Origin of the sequence: Spiroplasma endosymbiont of Tiphia femorata (genome assembly GCF_964020225.1) — a bacterium.
GTDB lineage: Bacteria > Bacillota_I > Bacilli_A > Mycoplasmatales > VBWQ01 > Spiroplasma_E.
Genome location: NZ_OZ026544.1, coordinates 1108271 through 1127060, shown reverse-complemented (window position 1 = coordinate 1127060; position 18790 = coordinate 1108271). Strand labels below are relative to the sequence as shown.

Below are 18790 nucleotides of genomic sequence, written 5' to 3'. Positions count from 1 at the left end.
TTATGCTAATCATATCATTATTATTTTACTATTAATTGTTTATTCTTATTATTATTGTTGACTTTAAAGAAATAGTTTCTTGGTTTTTTACTAAAGCAATAGAAAGTGTTAGTTCATCTCCGTCTGTTAAATTATTTGGACGAGGGAATGCTCCTCTTCTTTCAAAACTTATAACATTAAATTTTGCTTTTCAACCAACTAATTGTTCAAAGTTATTAAATTTAATAGCTTTTTCAGTTCTGCTTTTGCTTATTAATGGTACTTCTGTTTTATCTTTTAATCATTTATTAACAGTTTCTTCTAATTTATAACCCGCTTGGAAATGCTCAATAGAACTTCCTTCATAAACAAATTCATTATAACTTAACTTAGCAGGACTATCACTTGCAAAAATATTAAATAAAGCATCAGTTCCAGTCATTACTTTTACTGTATATTTATCCCCTAAATTTGTTTTACCATCTTCTTTAAAGAATTGTAAATTATATGTCCCATCACCAACTACAAGTTTTTCATCATCATTTGGTTCTACAAATTTACTAGTAGAAACTTTTATATTAGATATTTTATTTTTAATTTTAGCAACTTCCGCTGCATCAAAAGTACCATCTTCAGGTGTTGTTCCTGATGTTAATTTCTGTTGTAAAACAGATTTTAAAAAATAGAAACTGTCTTTATCTTTAGCTTTGACTTGACCAGTAGTTGCCTCATTTTCTAATAATTTAGTAACTAAAATATCGGAATTATCAATTCAGAAAAAGGATGTATCTTTTTCTCAATCAAGTCTAATAGTTTTTAAACCGTTTCCTTCATCATTTGTTAAATCTAAATTTATTGATACTTGATCTAGTAATATTTTTACTTGATCTTCTTTGTTGTTACCACAAGCTATAACAGTAGTTACTGGCACTGTTGTTATGACACTAGCACCTAATAACTTTAATAATGTTCTCATATTCCTCATTTTTTTCTTAACCTCCTCAGTTAAATCTAGAATAGATGTGAGAAATTATCTTCAATAATCTTATGTAAAACATATTTTTTTAAATAACTCACTAATACTATTATAATACATAAAAAAAATTTTATGGTTTTTTTACACCTTTAAGAGTGTATTTATAAATTATTAATAGTAAAATTAAATAAAAAACACTTATAATTTTATTTTTTAATATAATCAAAATATATTAAAAATATTTAAGATTTTAATTAAAAATTAAAATCATATTAGTATTTATTGTTATAAAGTAATATCTGAAAAAAATAAAAATAATAAAGTATAATATTTTTATAAATAAAAAAATATAAGTTTTTGACCTATTGTTTAAGTTTTAAGCAAGTAGGTTTTTTATTTTGAAAGGGGAAAAATATGAATTTAAAATCTTTACTATCTGAAATAAAAGTTGATTATAAAGAAATTATAGAAATTTTTAGAAAAATAGAAGCAAAAAAGGAAAATATTAAATCATTATGAGATGAATTAAGTAAGTATAAACAGCAATTACAGAAAGAAAAAAGTGATGATAATATTAACCAAAAATTATTAATTATTTATAAAGTTTCTGCTTTTGTTGAAGAAATGTTGTTAAATTCTTGTCAATCAACAGAATATGATCCTGCTACTGGAAAAATAATTAGAGACAGTAAAATGAGTGAAAATTTTGTAAATGATTGAAATAATATTAATAAAATATTAGAACAAATTTTTTTACCAGAAGATGAAGTTGTAGAAATTTCAGAATTAGCAGATGATCAATTAAGTCTACTAAATAATGAACAAACGCAAACAGATCGTGAAAGTGAATGTTTTCCCAAACGATGTTTAATTTTATAAAAATGAAATAAAAATTAAAAAACTTTTCTCTAATTAGAGAAAAGTTTTAATTAACATAGTGCTTTAAATTCTACTAAAATATTGATTGAGGTAATAAAGTTCCAATACTTAACATTATTAAGGCAAAGACAGTAATACCAATAGTATATGGTCAGATTGATCGATAAAAACTTGTTAGGGGAACTTTAGCAATGGCAAGTCCTGCCATCATTACACCTGCACTTGGTGCAAATAAATTAATTCAACCACTAGCCATAACAAAAGTAGTAATCATTCCTGAACCTAATCCTAAAGGAATTACTATTTTTGAAACAATAGGGAAAACAGCTTTTGCAAATCCTGATGTTGAAGGAATAACAAAGGCAATCAAAAGAAAAGCAAAAAAACCAATAATAACAATAGCAAATCTTGGCAATTTATCAATACTTTGCAATTGACCAACAACAACATGTTGCATTCCTGAATGTTGTAATGATCAGCCAATTCCACCAGCACCAGCAATTATTAAAGCAACACCTAATAATTCTGAAGAACCACTAATAAAATTACGAACATATTGTTCTTCGCCTTTTCAATCAATTGCTGCAATGATAATTGAAACAAAGAAAAATAAGAAAGCTAACATTTCAATATTTCAGTCACCAAATGCATTAATTTGACTTGTGAAATATGGAAAATATTTAATTAATGTATTGTGAAAATCATCAAAAATAGTTGTTCCTGTAATTTTACCTCATGGAATAATACAAAGCACCATAATTAAAAATGTTAATCCAAATAGTGCTAAAATAATTTTACGACGTTTAGTAAATTCAGGTATTTCTTCTTTATTAATAAATTCTTCATGATGCTCACTATGTAAGTGAAAAACAACTGATTTTTCGGGATTACGTTTAACACGGATTGCATATCACATAACAAAAGCAATAGTACCGATAGTTGCTAAAAATCAACAAATTAAACGTCAGATGATTCCATCACCCGGATTTAAACCACTAGCTTGTGAAGCTGTGGCAATAGCAAAGGGATTAAGTGTTGAAAACATAACACCAACACCAGCACCCAATAAAATCATTAATACAGCTGTAACAACATCAAAACCAGCAGCTAACATTGCTGGAATAATAATTAAATAGTAAGGAATAGTTTCTTCACACATTCCTTCAACTGTTCCACCAATCGATAGGATAGTCATAATTGAAGGAATAATTCAAATTTCTTTTCCGTTTAGACGTTTAACTAAACGACCAATTCCTGCATCTAGTGCACCTGATTTCATAACTATGCCAATATATCCACCAATTACTAAAACAAAAACAATAATATCACTGCTACCAATGAAACCTTTAATTGGAGCCAAAAATAAGTCCATGATACCTAATGGCCCACCGTCTTGTCAGGGATTATCAGTGCTTACAGGCTTTGATTCATCTTCTAATCATTTACCTGTTGTTCCTGGAATCCAAGAAATAATAATAATTAGAGCAATAATAAAGAATAAGACTGTAATTGCTGTTGGCATTTTAAATGGAAATAAACGAAATTTTTTCTTTTTGGTAATTCCCATATATGATTAATACCTCCTTCTTTATTTTTTTAAAAGTATTATTATATAATACACTATTTATCATGTAGAATAAAAGATGTTTAAGCTTATTTTTTAAAATAACTTATTAAAAAAGTAGTATTTTTATTTAAGTAACATTATTATAATAATAGTTTTTAAAAAAATGTTATTTTTTTATTAGTATTATTTGAAAATTTAATTAAATATTAGTAGTATTTTAAAATAAAATTAGTTATTATAAATTACATATATTTTTTTATTTTTTTGATTTTATTGACTATTTCATTAATTAATGAAATCACTTTAAAGGTATATAATTATTATAATTGAAAGGAGAATATTATGTTAAAACTTTTTAAGAAAAAAGAAAGGACAAATCATAAATTAACTTTATCAGAATTAGTCTGGTTTGGTTTTAATTATACTGTTGGAATTACTTTTACTGCTAACTTTGCAATTTTAATTAATAAAGATAGTTTAAATTTAGGTTCTCATATGATTTGAATTTTTTTAGTAGAAGGATTAATTGCAGGAACTTGTGCTTGAGCTTTCTCAAGACTTTCAAGAGTACATCCGGGTAATAATGGTGCTGCTTATATTTATGTTAGAAGTAGTTATGGTCGCTTCTGAGGTTGATTAATTTCTTTTTTACAGTATGCTACTTTACCTGTTATAGTTAGTTCACAAATTGTATCAATGATTAGAATTAACTTTACTGATCCATCTTCTTTTTTATATGCTAATTGAGGAGTATGACAACATTTAGGATTAGATTTGATTGGAATTCTAATTTATGGTTTAGCTTCTTGTGTATTATTTTTAGGAATGGCTGCATTTAAAAAATTTGTGAATATTTCTAGTTATTTAAAATGAGGAACAACTTTTTTATTAATCATAGCAACTATTATATTATTTGTGATGGCAGGAACTTCAAATTGAGATATGACTACTTCTCATCAACAATTAACTGCCAATAACTTTTCACAAGCTTTTGCCATGTGTTTCTTTTTCTTTTTAGGATTTGAAACCTATTCAACAATTGGTAAAAATGTTAGAAATCCTGAAAAAAATATTAGTCGTTCATTAGTTATTGTTATGATTTTATCTACTATTTTTTATATGACAGTAACAATCCTTATGATTGGTGCTGTTGCTGGTAATTTTTCAGATAATCCCAACTTAAGTATTTTTAAAATTTTAGGTGATAAAGCTCATGCACAATGATTAGGAATAATTGGTATCCTTGTAATGTTAATTTGTACTATTTCATTAAAGTCTAATGCTGGAATGCAAAATGCTTTATATAGTGGTGCTATTTTAGAACCATTATCTGTTGAGGGATATATTTCACCTAAATATAAAGAATTATCAAAAGATAACATTCCATTTAAAGCTTCTAGATTAAATTTAATTATTACTTTTTCTTCAGCTTTTGTATGATTAATTTTACCTGATATTATTGGAGTAATAGTTGATACGTTACATCCTGTTTATAAGGATGGACAATTAGTTTTAAGTTCGATTGTTAATTATGGAACATTAACTGCTGAAGCCGGTATTATTATGGTTATTATTTATGTTTTTGTACTTTCCATTGCAATTAAACTATCTATAGAAAAGAAATTGAAAAAAAATATTTTTGAAATTATTATTTGACTTGCAGCAACACTTTTCTTAGTTTGACAATTTGAAGAATGATTAAGATCTTTAATCAATGGTTTAATTTCGGGTGCAAGTCTTATTGGTAAAGGTGGAACTGATACTACAAAAGGAATATCTGATATAACTTCTAATGTTTTACAATTAGTTTATTTAATTGCTAGCATTGCGTTTGCTCTAATTTGATACTTTGCTTATTATAAACCAATGCAAAGAAAAAGAATGCTTACAAATCCTAAATTACAAGAAGAATTGGATAGCGAATTTAGAGTGAAAGATGATTGACCTTTTGTTGCAAAAAATCTACAAAATGAAATTGAAAATTATTTAGTACGTAATGTTTTAATTAATGGTGATGATAAAAACCCTAATTATACGATTGCTAAAAATGTACGTAAAGAATTATTGATGTCAGAAGGCGAATGGCGTGAAGACGAAGAATAAAAAAAGTTTAAAAATGTATTGGTTATTATAACTAATACATTTTTAGTATTTATTATTTTTGACAAATTTTTATAGTAATATTAAAGGTGTTAATAATGAATATTTTTTTATATTATTATAAAGTATATTGATGGTAGAAAGTAAAATATGATGTATAATGTTAATTGGATTCATTTCAATATTATGTTTAGAAGTAATTCTAAATTGTGGTTATTGTATTTGTAGTTCAAAAGTCATATTATTGGAGGTACTATATATGAATATGAAAAATATATTAAGATTAATGGGTGCATTAACATTAACAACAGCAGCTACTACTTCGGTTGTTGCTTGTGGTGATAAAGCTGGTGTAGCCATGAACGTAGAAGTATCAAAACAATTAGGGTTAACAGATGAAAAAGGAGAAGGTGTACAAACAGCTTCACTTGATACAACTGTCAAGGATAATGTTAGTTGAGCTGTTGCTGAAGCATCAGCAATTAAAGCTGGTAAATTATTAGGAGAAGGAGATAAAGCGGCAAATCAAGCATGTTTTGATTTTATTACTAATGTATTAAAAGTTAAACCAAAAGAGGGAACTACTTTTGCTGATGGAGTTTTTGAAAAAGCTGTATTAGACGCAATAACTGCTGAAGTTACTAATATTAAACCAGAATTAGCTAAAATGGATGATAGTAAAGATTATGCTATTACTGGTGGTACTTTTAACTTCCAATTTAAAAAAGGTGAAGAGGCACTTGGTGATGTTTATGGCATTAAGTTAAAAGCTGATAAAACAAAAGGTGTTATTGCTGCTGGTCTTGCTGCAATAGCTGGTAAAATTACAATAGCAGATACTGATGTTGTTACAAATTCAAATATTTTATTTGTAAAAGATGGAACTATTCCCGAAGGTGCTAAACAAGGAGCAGCAATAAGTATTGTTGATAAAACAGATAATGGAAAACAATTTATGGCTTTAAATACGTTAACTGGCTTAAAAATTTCTGCACAAATGGAATCGACTGATGCTGAAGGAACATGAGCAGAAGGTAAAAAATTAGAAATAAGTTATAAAACAGGTGATGTTAATTTTGATCCTACTACTGTAAAAACTACATTAACGGTTGCATAATTTTATAAAATAAAAATAATATTATTACTCCTTTTAAATTAAAAGGAGTATTTTATTTTTAAAAAATGTTTATTTTTCATATTTTTAAACATTATAAACATATAGTATATAATAAATATTGGAGAACTTATTATACGATGTTATATTAAAAAAAGTAACTAAGTTATTGATTTATAGTTATTATAATAAGTTTAAAGAATATTATTGGAGGTATATGTGAATATGAAAAATATGTTAAGATTAATGGGTGCCCTTGCATTAACAGTAGGAGCAACTCCTTCAGTTGTTGCGTGCGGTAATAATGGTTCAAATATTCCTAATAATCCGCAATTAAATGGGAAATATGCAGAATTATTAGGATGATATAGTGATGAAAATACAAGTATAATTGATGAAGTAATAAATTTTGATAATCTTGGAACTTGTATTATCACTGCTGACTCTACTAATCTTATTAAAGATAATTTGTTTAAAGAAAAGTTATTAGTTGAAGGTTCTGCTGCTGGTAAATGGAAAGCAAAAGATGTTGATGCTGCAACCTTTTTAAGGGAATTGGGATTTACATCTGGTAATCAAGATAATGATTATTCAGAATCCGATGTTGATGCTATTACCAATTTAATTGTTACAATTAAAACTGCTGCTCCAGGTGAAATATCAGTTGCTGACACAACTGACTTTAAAGTAGCGGATGGTATTTGTCAAATTGATATTATGAGTAGCAAAACTGCTGCTAAGCTTGTTAAATCTTATAATATTAATATAAAGGCAGCAAATTTAAATGTTTCAAAGGTAATAACAAGTAATATTATAAAAGAACCTTTAACTGATTTAAAACTAACTGCTGATCAAGGATTCAAGGCCGATCAGCCAACTTCTGGTTTTAAATTAGAGTTTACTGATGAATTAAACAAAACAAAGTTTGAGTCTTTACTTAAAGTATTAAATACATCTTTTACAACTCATTTTTTTAGTTCACCTACCGGCACAGAAGAAATAAAAACTTTTAATGATGGTGAACCCGCATTTTTACAGTTACATTTTGATAGTGTTATTCTTGCACAAAAAATGGCTGTTGGAACTCCAGGTAAATAATAAATTTTCTAATTAATATAAATTAAATTTAAATCTATAATAAAATATATTATTTTATTATAGATTTACTTTATTTCTAAATAATTTAGTTGTAAAATTAAATAAGAACTAATACTTGATTTTTTAAATCTCTTTTCATTTATTTAAATTGAAAAAGGATTTATTTTATTTAAAGGTGGTAATCAAATGGCAAACAAATCATATTATGTTAATGATAACAATCAATTAAAAAATTATAAATTAGAAAAATATAAAATTGATAATGATTTAAAAATTTTATATAAAGTAACAACAACTTATAATGATACTGAACCTAAAATTTTAAAAGCATTACCAATTGAAGAGTTGGATAATAATACTATTAATTCTTTTTTTATGTTGATCAAACAAAATCAATGTGATAATTTTGCTGTGTATTATGAAAATAATTATGATATTAAAAAAATTAATGATTTGATTACTAATCAAGAACTAAATTTTACATTTGAACAATTAGATTTTTTAAAGCAATTTTTTATTAGTATTAAAAATGTTGCTATTACTATATTTGATATGCGTATTAAGCCAATTATAAATAATACTGTTGATAGTAATAGTAGTAATAGTAGTAATAATGGTATTAGTAATACTTTTCAATCTAAACCACGAATTTTAAATTAATATTTTTTTAAAATTTAATTTTAGAAAAAAATATCAAAATAAAAACTAAATATTGCTTAATTATAATTAGGTTTTACTGATTAAATATTCCCATATTATCATTTTTATTGACTAGACATTTATAAATGTCATTAGTTTTTAAAGCATTAATCTTATCTTTTGCATCAAATTTTAAACTTATTATTAATCCATTTATGCCTTTCATTTTTATGAATGTATTTTTATCATTAGTATATTTATAAATACCATCATTAGTTATTACATATATTTTGCCTTTATTATTTTTATATAAATCAGAAAAAATAAAATCATTATTGCTTTGATGAACATTATTTTTTTTAAACAATCATTTTGTAATGTGATTGTGCTTAAGTTAAAATTACTAATACAATTTTCAATAGTTATTGTAAATGCTAAGGTAGTTAATATTGTTAATATTTTTTTTCATTAAAATCTCTTTTTGTTTTTTTCTATAACTTTTATAATAATAGGTTATTTTATATTTTAAAAACGTAAAAAAGAAAATGCAATAAAAGTATCTAAAAACTAAAAAAATAGTTTAATAGTAATTTTTGAATCTTGAAAATTATAAAAAAATATGCAATTAAAAATTTTATCATTTATATTAGTTTTTTAATAATTGATTAGCGAAATATTTGATCAATAACTCCACCACCAAGACAAATATCACCATCATAAAAAACAGCGGTTTGACCGGGCGTAATAGCACGTATCTTTTCTGAAAATTCAACCTTAATTTCATCGTTATTAATAAAATTAATAATAACAGCAATATCAGATTGACGATAGCGAAATTTTGCATTACATTTTAAAGAGTTTTTTAATGTACTATTATTAATTCAATTCAATGATTTAACAGTACAACCGCTATTCATTAGTCATTTATTTTCATTATCATTAGCAACATAAAGGATATTATTAGTAACATCTTTTTCAACAACAAAATACGGAACTTTCATTCCTGAAAGATTAATACCTTTTCTTTGACCAAGTGTATAGTAGTAAACACCATTGTGATTACCAATAGTAGTTTTGGTATTAATATCAACAATTTTGCCAGGATTAGCTGGTAAATAATTTGTTAAAAATGTCTGAAAATTACGATTACCAATAAAACATATGCCAGTAGAATCTTTTTTTGTTGCTGTTGGTAAATTATATTTTTTTGCTAATTCCCTAACTTCAGTTTTAGTTTTATTACCTAAAGGAAATAAACTATATTTTAATTGTTTTTGTGTTAATTGACATAAAAAATAACTTTGATCTTTATTATCATCAATTCCTTTTAATAACTGATATTGTTTAGTAATTGGATTGTAGTTAATTCGTGCATAGTGCCCCATTGCAATATAATCTGCTTGTAAATTTTTTTGTGCATATTTTAAAAAAGCATCAAATTTAATATATTTGTTACATAGAATATCGGGATTAGGAGTACGACTTTTTTTAAATTCTTCAAGAAAATAAGTAAAAACATTATCTCAATATTCCTTAACAAAATCAATTCTTTCTAATTTAATATTTAATTTTTGGCAAACAGCTAAAGCATCAAGATAATCTTGTTCTTGTGGACAAATATCTTGATTATTGTTACCTTGTAAATCATTATTTAAAAGTGAATCTCAATTACGCATAAAAAGACCAATAACTTCATGGCCTTCTGCTTGTAAAAGTGCTGCTGTTACTGATGAATCAACACCACCACTCATACCAACAACAATGCGTTTTTTTTCTGTCATTTTTTACTCCTTAATACTTTTCATAAATGCTTAATAATTGTAACAAATATATAATAAATACCCAAATAAATATTTTTAAATTATTGAATTTATATATTGATTATTAAGTGATAATCCTTTATACTAATGTTAAAACACATAAAAGCAATTTAACAAAATATGGTTTATAACCACTTTTGTAAAGTTTGTTACTAATGTGTTTTTTATGTTTTAATAAAGAAATAGAGAGAAAAGAAAAAATGCCACAAGAAGAAGAGTTATTAATAAATAATGATATAGATAGCAATATAGAAGCAAATACTATTAATAATAGTTGAAGTAGTTTAATATGATCAGATACTAAAAAAATAATTGGAACAGCTAGTTTATTAACAGCAGCAGTTGGTTTGAAAACTGTACAACGAGTATTTCAGGTAGCAGTTACTAGTATTGGATCATTTGATTGAAATAAAGTAAATCCTTTAAATAATTTAGTTGATTTTGGAGTAACTCCAGTACAATTGGTAATTAGTACACAAGCAATGAATTTATGAAAATGGGGCGCAGAAAAAATTTGACAAGAGGGAAGAACAATATTTAATAGAACTGCTGATCAAGAAATGAGTCCGCTTTTATCTTTATATCCCGAAATTGGTGTTGAAGAAGGTTATTCATGTCTTTCAAAAACAGCTATCTTTGGAAAAATGCTAATAGCAAAAGCTGGATATTGAATTTCGAATCATTTTATGATTACGGCTTCTAGTATGTATTCAGTTGGTTCTTTAACTAGTTTAGCTGAATATTGAAGTAAAATTATTTATGGCCCAAATATTTTATCAACAATTATACGAGCAGAAGTTTTATGTTATACTTCTATCTTAATAGATAAGGGTATAGAATATTTAACAAAAACACATATGTGGTTTGCTTTCAAAAGATATTTTAATTGTTTAAATAATAATAATGAAAATGATGAGTTAGAATCATTACTTTCTCAACAATCAAAATGTATGAGTCTTTTAAATTATGTTTGGTTTAATTATCAATGATACTATTGGTAATAAAGTATTAAATAAATATGCTAAAAAACAATGACAGAAATTTTTTACGTCTACTCCAAATAATGAATTAGAGGAAATAGTAACTAATAGTAATTATATGAGTATTAATAGTAGTGATGAACGACAATTAAGTAATAACTTTAATGATGAATTGGTAAGTGTTATTAATAGTATTAATGGTCCTGCTTTTGTTGGTTGTTCTAGAACTCTTTCAATTGCATAAAATTTATTTGAATGAAAATATAAAAAGTTAGAATAAACTATTCTAACTTTTTTTATAATTTACCAATTTCTAAACTTCCCAGTGTACTAATAGCACGTACATAAATTAAAATTGATTTTCATAATTCGTCAACTTTAATACATTCATTATATTGATGTTCAGTTGAGTTAGTATGATCAAATATCGCACCAAATGCTACACAATTTGGCATTGCTCTAGCATAAGTTCCACCACCAATTGCAATTGGTTTTGCTTTTTTATCACCAGTAACTTCTTGATAAATTTCCATTAATTTAATAACAATTGTTGATTCTTGTGGCATATATAATGGTTTATCATAATGTTGTTGTTTTATTGTTAAATTATAAGGTTTTAATATTTTTGTTAATCTATTTAAAATTTCTTGTAAATCAGTTTTAACTGGAATACGGATATTACATCCTAATTTTGAACTTTTGCTATTAATTTCAACAATGCCAACATTAATAGTAAAACTTCCAGATTCATCATCTAAATCACCAAAATATTTTGTTAAAGCAGTATCTTCTTGTAAAATATCACCAACAAATTTAATTAGATTATGTTCAACTTTAAGTTCATTTAAAATTAATAAACTTCTTAATCCTGCATTAATTCCTTCATCTGGTCGTGACCCATGTGCTGGTTTACCATGAATGGTAATTTGTTGATTATTATTTTCAATTCGATATTTCTTATTTTTCCCAATTTTAACAAATGATTCAATATCAACACCATTAATATTACTAGTAGAACAAGTGACATTGTAAGCATCACCTGCATTAATAACAATGGATTTATGACCTGTACCAATAATATCTAAGTTAATAATTCCTTTTTCAGCATATACTAGCGGAAACATACCATCAGGAGTAAAACCAAAAGTTGGAGTACCTTCTTGCTTCATATATGTGTTAATTGAATCTCATGTTGTTTCTTCAGTTAAACCAAAGATAACTCTAATTCGACGATTTGGTTGATAGCCATGATCTTTTAAATATTTTAAACAGTATAGAATAATAATTGTTGGACCTTTATCATCTAATACACCTCGTCCATATAAAATATCATTAATAATTTCTGGCGAAAAAGGTGGAATTTTTCATTCTTCTAAATTACCTGGTGGTACAACATCAAGATGACCTAACATGGCAAATATTTCTTTACCATCACCATATTCTAAATATCCATACTTATTGTTTTTATCACGATAAGTTTTAAAACCTAATTCTTGTCCTAAATTAATAGCATAATCTAATACTTCCTTAACACCAGGCCCATAAGGTGCTGCTGTTGTGGGTGGTTGAGCATATGATTGAATTTTAACAATTTCTTTTATTTTTGTTAGTGCTTGTGGAAAATATTTTTCTTTTAGCAATTTTTCATTGAATTCCATATTTATTCACTCCTTGATATATAAATTTAAATAGTAGTATTAGTTATAATATCAACTATTAAATCATTTAACAATAATCAGGAACTATTTGTGCAAGATAAATGATTATTTTTTATTTTTATTTGTTTATTTTTGATTAATTTACTAATCAGTGGCTGCTCTAGAATATTATCATTTTTGTTAAATTTTATTCCCTTTTTTAGTAATAAACCTTGTATTAATTTTTGGATTAAAATTTCATTTGTTGATAAAATACTATTTTTTTGATTGTTATTATTAATGTTATTGCTATTAGTAATTATTATTGCTTTATCTTCTGTTTTAATATATGAAACAGCATTTGGACCAATTCCATAATAGTTTTCTAATAAACAATATGCAATAATATATTTTGATTGATTATTAGTATTTTTACTATAACTATAGTATTCATAGTTATCATATTTGTGCTTTTTTAAGAAATTATTAATATATCTTTTAATAGTAAGATTTTGTTTGTGATTATAACTATCATAGCTAATGTGAGGTGTTTTTAATTGCATACATATTTGTAAATCATTATTAACATCAATTACTGTTTGATGAGGAAGATTATATTTTAAATCAATTGAGAAATTATTAATTTTTAAGTTAATAGCATCATTAATAATTTTTATACTTTGTTGATAATTAAATTTGTTATTTAATTGATTTTGAAAACTAATTATTTTTCAAATTAAACGATTAATTTGAAATTTGGAAAATAATTGTAGAGTTGTGAAATTGGTATTATTAATAGTACATTCAAAGTTGTATTCTTTGATAATGGTTGTCAATGGTTTAAGTATTATTAATAATTGCTCTAAAAAATTAATTGGTAAAACTGACTTATTTTTGTTAGCAAGATAAATTGTTTTTAAGTTTAATTGGTATTTATTTATTATTTTTGTTAATTCTTTTTTAATACTTTCTATAAAATAAGAATAGTTAGTATTTACTTCATGTTTAAAATTAGGTATTTCTATATATAAATGTTCAATGGTAGTTTGTGTATTCATAAATAAATGATACTATATTTATTTTAAATTACTATTAAATATTAAATATAATAAAAAAGATTTATTTTAAAATAAATCTTTTTTATTATATTTATGTTCGTGCTTTTCAATGTTGTTCTTTTGCAATATTTTTATTTCCTTTTGAAGAAATTTTAGTTTTTCAAGAAGGGTAATTTTCACCTTTACTTTTTGCATTAACAATATTCATTGGATCTAGATTATATAATTCAGTTGTTCCTTGTTGACTAGTAGGACGATGTAGAACAATAGTTCAAGAGTAAGTTTCTAAGTTATCTGCTGCGCTATAATCAGTGGTAAATGAATCACGAAACATTCAAGCACCAGCATAATCTTTACGATATAATTTATCACTAACACCATCAATTATTTCCGCTTTTTCTCAAACAGCTTCAATTTGTTCTAATGTTCAATGGTGAGTAGTAACTTTTTGCACTTCGATTGTTTCTTTTTTTGTATTTGTATTTGTTTTCTCTATTATTGGTTGTGTTTCTTCAACAGTTATTGTTGTTGCTTGTTCATTAAAATTAGATGTTTCAGATTCAGAATAACTACTGTCTTTAACATCAAAACCACCTTGATTTTTTGGTTGGTAATTAGTTTCGCTATTAATATTACTTTCTGTTGTTGGTGATTTTGAATATATTGTTGTATCTTCTACACTTGTTTTTTCAACTGTTGGTTCTGAATATATTGTTGCATTTTCGATATTATCATTAATTTCTTCTTCATTTGTAATAGATTCGGATTTAAGATTAGTAAGAGTACCTGGTGTTGGTGAAACAGTTTCGGCATGATAAGCACCTTGCGTTGGTGTTTGTGATAGTTCATGATTAGTATAATGGACAGTTGCTGTTGAAGGGTTAGTGATTATTTTTTCTTGTGTTAGATCTTGCTTAAGAACAGTATTGTTAGTTTCTTGGTTTGCTACTTGTTGTTCTTCATTATTTTGAGGTACTGGTATTGGTACGACGTTAGGAAGCGTTATCGTATCATCAACTTCTTGTTTTGCTATTACTGTTTCTTGTTTTGCTTTTGGTTTAGCAATAGGCATTAATAGTGTATTTGATTTGTATTTAGAGGAAATATTAATAATTAATCAGAGACTGTGGATTAATAAAAGTATTGCAAATAGTTCAGCCAACATTCATGGTAAAAAAGCTATTAGAAAGTTACCAGTTGTATTTATTATTTCGCCGTCTTTTTTATTAGCTAAGAAAGTAAAAGTTTTAAATCTAAAAATAAAAAATACAATAAGAAAGATAACAAATATTGCTGAAAAAATAAAACTTATTAAACAAAAAAGTGCTGATACACTATTTTTAGTTTTTAAAAAAATAAAAGGTACGACTACTAATGCTAAAGATAAACCAGAGACTATGAAAACAATAATACTTATTATATTGAAACTAATTTGTAAATTAGAATTAGGTTGTTGTGGATTATTGAATCATTTAATATAGTTATCAATTGCATCTCGACCAATAGTTGCTCATAAAGCCCAACCTATCATTAAACTCGTAGTAATTAGAAGGCCATTAATAAGAATTGTTAATTTGCTATATAGACCAATACGATAAATTTTTGGTTCTTTCATTGAACTAGAATTTATTTCCTCTATCATAAAAATACCCCAATCTATTTTTAATATACTTACTCTTTTTATAATTATATCAAATTAAAAATTAAGATAGTGTCGTGTAATTAATTGGACTGGAAAAATGAATAATATTAATATATTATTGACTATTAATATTAGTTTTTAAATAAAATGAAAGTCTTTTTATTAAGATGATAATATTTACTTACATTTTATAGTGTTAATAAAATTAGTAATAAGCATATTTATTGATAGACTAAAAAAATAAACTATAATTTTAATTACTAATTTAATAAAGTTAATTCCTAATATAGAAATTTATCTATATTAGGAATTTTTATTAAATTAAAGTTTTAGAGAAAAGGAAGATAAAAAGATATGTTAAATAAAACAGTAAAATAAATAAAAATAATAATTTTCGAATAACTATGTTATTTAAATAATGAATTTATTAATAGTTAAAATATTAGGTATTAATGGAGAACTTGGTCATATAATAAAATTAAATAAGATTATTAATTTGAATGGAGAAAATTTATGAATAAAGAAAAAAGTCAAACAAAGATTAGTCATTTAGATAGATTAAAGTTAAAAACATCACCTAATAAAAAAGCGGCTGCGTTAAAAATACTTTGAGTAGCAGCAACACAAGTATTTCGTAAAGAATTAACAACAGAAATAACTATTTCAAAGCAATTATTAGGATTAGAAAAAGAATGTTTACAATCAGTAGTATTGAACTGTATTAATAAAGATTCTAAGCAAATAATTTGAACTAAAAATATTTCTTTACCCCTTGATGAACTATGTTTATCATTTGGTATGTATAAATTAAGTGTTACTTTGAAAAATCCAAATAAAGAGGAATCTAATTATTCTGGTTTATTAAATACAAATGATAAATCTGAAGAAACAATAGTATATGAATTATTATTTGATGGAAAATGATTTAAAATAAATGATATTGAAAGTTCCAATATGAATTTGGCAGAAAGATTAAAATACAAAATTAATGAATTAGAAAGTAATTTAGAATGTGATAGTGATTTTGATGACATCGAAAAAAAAGAAATTAGTGCAATTGATTTACAAACTCAATCATCAACAGTTAAATCTAAATTAAACTTACCAAACTTGTAAAAAATATTATATGGAAAAAAGATTTCAATTGAAATCTTTTTTTCTATATTTGTAAAATATTAAAAAGTTTATTGCATAATTTTAAAACTTTAGCAAAAATAAGTGTAAACTAAATAAACCTATTGTTTTTTATTTTTAAAATAATGGGTTTTTATTTAAATAAGGGGGAATCAAAATGAGTTTACAAACAAAAACTATTATTGAAGAAGAATTAAGAAATGTAGAAGATTTAACATGATTTACTAAAAATTTTATTAGGTGTCATAAAAATTGACATCATGGTGAAACATGTAAATTTGAAAATCATTTTGATGAAAAAGATAAAAAATGTTTTCAATTTAGAACAATTATCGAAAAACCAAATAATGAAAACTATTTTATTTATGATGAAATAGTAAAAATAAAAGATAAAACCTTTTTTTATTAAGATTACATGATGATAAAAGAAAAAAAGTTTGAGAATTATTAATTTATTTTGAAAATAATGAAATTGTTCAACAAATTAGACATTTACGTTATAAGCAATTTTTAAATGAAATTAAAAATAATGAAGAGCTTATAAAAAAAGAATCTAAACATACAACTATCATTAGAACACCATTTTTAGAATTTGTAAGAACTATTACAAATCAAAAACAAGAAAATATTATAGAAGAAGTACAAGATAAATATTGAATTTTTAAAAGGTTTATATGAAAGATTTTTCATGGTTTAATATTTTTTATTGCGTGGGGTGCTACATCTCCTATTGCTAAAATTAGGGACGGTAACAAAAACGGAGGATATAATTACTTTTTAAACATTTCTTTAAAATTATAGACAAGAAATAATTGTAATTATATGCAATTGTAAGTAAATATTACTACTAAATTAAATTAATTTTAATTAAAATACAAATATTAAAAAATCAATAAGAAAATTTAATATAAATACACAACAAAAATTCTTATTAACTTTTAATTAATAAGTTTTTAATATTTTAATAAAAATAAAAATTTTGATTATGTTTTAGAATTGACAAGATTACACTTAAAAATAACCATTTTAATATAAATATCTATGCTATATGTTCTATTACCAAGCATTTCTTTTAAAATATATCAAATATTACTTTCAGCAAAAGTACCAATATTTCATTTTGCACCTTGATTTTCAATTCCTTGTTTATTATTTTTAAAATATTGTTTTTTTAATTTTTTATGATTTTTTAATATTTCATTCATATACTTTATTAATTCATCATATTGACCATTTTCAATAAAGTTTCTACAAGTATTATATTCTTCAAAATATTTTCCTTTGTTTCCAGCAATAATTCCTACATACAACTTTTTAACTAAATGGAATTTATCTAAAACAAATTGTGCATCTAAATAATTAGCAACATCTTTAATTCATTCTGCACTATCACCACAAATAATGATTTTTGCTTGGTCAAAATTTTCAAAAAATCTATTTCCTTGTTCTAAAATAAATTCAGCAGTTTTTTGAACTCCAATTTTAGTTTTTGTTGGTCTTATTATTACATCTACTCTTTTATTAACTAATTTATGATTAACATTATCTGTACAAAATAACACTAAACGCATTGAATATTTACCAGAATTTCGTTTAAATTTTCAAAACTTTCGATGTCCATCATCAATACTAATATAAATAAATTGATTTGGTTCTAATTTTATTTTAGGAACATCTAATTTACTAACTTGATATTCTTGAAATAATCTACTAATACTTGTTGTGCTAAATTTTGTTTGTTTCATAGTATGTAAAATGTCAATATACCTTTTTCCATCTGCAAAATGTTCAATAACATTATTTTTGATATCCTGACAAGTCCTTTTGTATTTAGGTAATTGCAATTTTTCATCTAATAAACAAATAGGAACTCATTTTTTTAATTGTTCATCATAATATTTATAATCACGACATTTATAAGTAACAAGACCATTGATAGTATTTCTAGTTCTTGTTTTAATTTTAACGGGGATATATTTTCTATCTCTTTCTTTTAAGATTCTTCAATCTGTTTTTTCTCATTGATTTTTTACATCATCTCTAAATGATTGATACATTCTTTTTGTTGCTTCTTTTAAAGTTCATAAATAATTAAAACTCATATTTTTTCTCCTAACTTTTTTTAAATTTTAAATTTATTGTAAATATATTTAAAAAATTAATTTAC

17 protein-coding genes are annotated in these 18790 nt (G+C 24.3%); 9 read left to right on the top strand and 8 right to left on the bottom strand.

The features are described from left to right. Window positions 1–31 precede the first annotated feature (31 nt). The gene (locus AACK83_RS06965) at window positions 32–964 is read right to left on the bottom strand and encodes a hypothetical protein (RefSeq protein ID WP_338957213.1); all 933 of its coding nucleotides are present in this window, start codon (window positions 962–964) and stop codon (window positions 32–34) included. Between the two features lie 405 nt (window positions 965–1369). Here AACK83_RS06965 and AACK83_RS06960 point away from each other — a divergent pair, with 405 nt between their 5' ends. Next, on the top strand, window positions 1370–1834 hold the full coding sequence (locus AACK83_RS06960; protein ID WP_338957210.1) for a hypothetical protein: 465 nt from the start codon (window positions 1370–1372) through the stop codon (window positions 1832–1834). A 73-nt stretch (window positions 1835–1907) separates the two neighbouring features. Here AACK83_RS06960 and AACK83_RS06955 read toward each other — a convergent pair whose 3' ends face one another. Beyond that, window positions 1908–3401, bottom strand: a complete 1494-nt coding sequence (locus AACK83_RS06955; protein ID WP_338957208.1) for a YfcC family protein — start codon at window positions 3399–3401, stop codon at window positions 1908–1910. A gap of 342 nt (window positions 3402–3743) precedes the next feature. Between AACK83_RS06955 and AACK83_RS06950 the strand changes: the two genes are divergently transcribed. The 4 genes from AACK83_RS06950 (at window position 3744) to AACK83_RS06935 (ending at window position 8373) form a co-directional block, all read left to right on the top strand. Continuing rightward, complete coding sequence (locus AACK83_RS06950) at window positions 3744–5504, top strand: APC family permease (protein WP_338957206.1); 1761 nt, start codon at window positions 3744–3746, stop codon at window positions 5502–5504. A gap of 256 nt (window positions 5505–5760) precedes the next feature. Next, window positions 5761–6618: a hypothetical protein gene (locus AACK83_RS06945; RefSeq protein ID WP_338957204.1), complete on the top strand. Its 858-nt coding sequence runs from the start codon at window positions 5761–5763 to the stop codon at window positions 6616–6618. A 222-nt stretch (window positions 6619–6840) separates the two neighbouring features. Continuing rightward, window positions 6841–7713 carry a hypothetical protein gene (locus AACK83_RS06940; RefSeq protein WP_338957202.1) on the top strand — a complete coding sequence of 291 codons (873 nt, stop codon included), beginning with the start codon at window positions 6841–6843 and terminating at the stop codon, window positions 7711–7713. Window positions 7714–7899: 186 nt separating this feature from the next. Further along, window positions 7900–8373, top strand: a complete 474-nt coding sequence (locus AACK83_RS06935; RefSeq protein ID WP_338957199.1) for a hypothetical protein — start codon at window positions 7900–7902, stop codon at window positions 8371–8373. A gap of 73 nt (window positions 8374–8446) precedes the next feature. Here AACK83_RS06935 and AACK83_RS06930 read toward each other — a convergent pair whose 3' ends face one another. Together AACK83_RS06930 and mnmA are read right to left on the bottom strand one after the other, a co-directional pair. Beyond that, window positions 8447–8719 (bottom strand): hypothetical protein, encoded by a 273-nt coding sequence (locus AACK83_RS06930; protein ID WP_338957197.1) that lies wholly within the window; start codon window positions 8717–8719, stop codon window positions 8447–8449. 298 nt (window positions 8720–9017) lie between these two features. Continuing rightward, window positions 9018–10133, bottom strand: coding sequence for a tRNA 2-thiouridine(34) synthase MnmA (mnmA, locus tag AACK83_RS06925; protein ID WP_338957195.1), 1116 nt, complete (start codon window positions 10131–10133; stop codon window positions 9018–9020). A 239-nt stretch (window positions 10134–10372) separates the two neighbouring features. Here mnmA and AACK83_RS06920 point away from each other — a divergent pair, with 239 nt between their 5' ends. Both AACK83_RS06920 and AACK83_RS06915 read left to right on the top strand, forming a co-directional pair. Next, window positions 10373–11173, top strand: a complete 801-nt coding sequence (locus tag AACK83_RS06920) for a hypothetical protein (RefSeq protein ID WP_338957192.1) — start codon at window positions 10373–10375, stop codon at window positions 11171–11173. Further along, a complete protein-coding gene (locus AACK83_RS06915) occupies window positions 11139–11396 on the top strand; it encodes a hypothetical protein (protein ID WP_338957190.1) in 258 nt (85 codons plus the stop codon). Before AACK83_RS06920 ends, AACK83_RS06915 begins: the two co-directional genes overlap by 35 nt. Before the next feature lie 52 nt (window positions 11397–11448). On the opposite strand, the gene AACK83_RS06910 is transcribed toward AACK83_RS06915, so the two are convergent. The 3 genes from AACK83_RS06910 to AACK83_RS06900 all read right to left on the bottom strand — a co-directional run bounded on the left by AACK83_RS06910 (window position 11449) and on the right by AACK83_RS06900 (window position 15489). Next, window positions 11449–12810: a Sapep family Mn(2+)-dependent dipeptidase gene (locus AACK83_RS06910; RefSeq protein WP_338957188.1), complete on the bottom strand. Its 1362-nt coding sequence runs from the start codon at window positions 12808–12810 to the stop codon at window positions 11449–11451. A gap of 26 nt (window positions 12811–12836) precedes the next feature. After that, window positions 12837–13847: a hypothetical protein gene (locus AACK83_RS06905; protein WP_338957186.1), complete on the bottom strand. Its 1011-nt coding sequence runs from the start codon at window positions 13845–13847 to the stop codon at window positions 12837–12839. A 91-nt stretch (window positions 13848–13938) separates the two neighbouring features. Continuing rightward, entirely contained in the window at window positions 13939–15489 is a 1551-nt protein-coding gene (locus AACK83_RS06900; protein ID WP_338957184.1) for a hypothetical protein, read from the bottom strand. 513 nt (window positions 15490–16002) lie between these two features. Between AACK83_RS06900 and AACK83_RS06895 the strand changes: the two genes are divergently transcribed. Together AACK83_RS06895 and AACK83_RS06890 are read left to right on the top strand one after the other, a co-directional pair. After that, a complete protein-coding gene (locus AACK83_RS06895; RefSeq protein ID WP_338957182.1) occupies window positions 16003–16605 on the top strand; it encodes a hypothetical protein in 603 nt (200 codons plus the stop codon). A 175-nt stretch (window positions 16606–16780) separates the two neighbouring features. Further along, a complete protein-coding gene (locus AACK83_RS06890; RefSeq protein WP_338957180.1) occupies window positions 16781–17032 on the top strand; it encodes a hypothetical protein in 252 nt (83 codons plus the stop codon). 574 nt (window positions 17033–17606) lie between these two features. Here the strand turns inward: AACK83_RS06890 and AACK83_RS06885 are convergent. Continuing rightward, window positions 17607–18725 (bottom strand): Mbov_0401 family ICE element transposase-like protein, encoded by a 1119-nt coding sequence (locus AACK83_RS06885; protein WP_338956980.1) that lies wholly within the window; start codon window positions 18723–18725, stop codon window positions 17607–17609. Window positions 18726–18790: the final 65 nt, after the last annotated feature.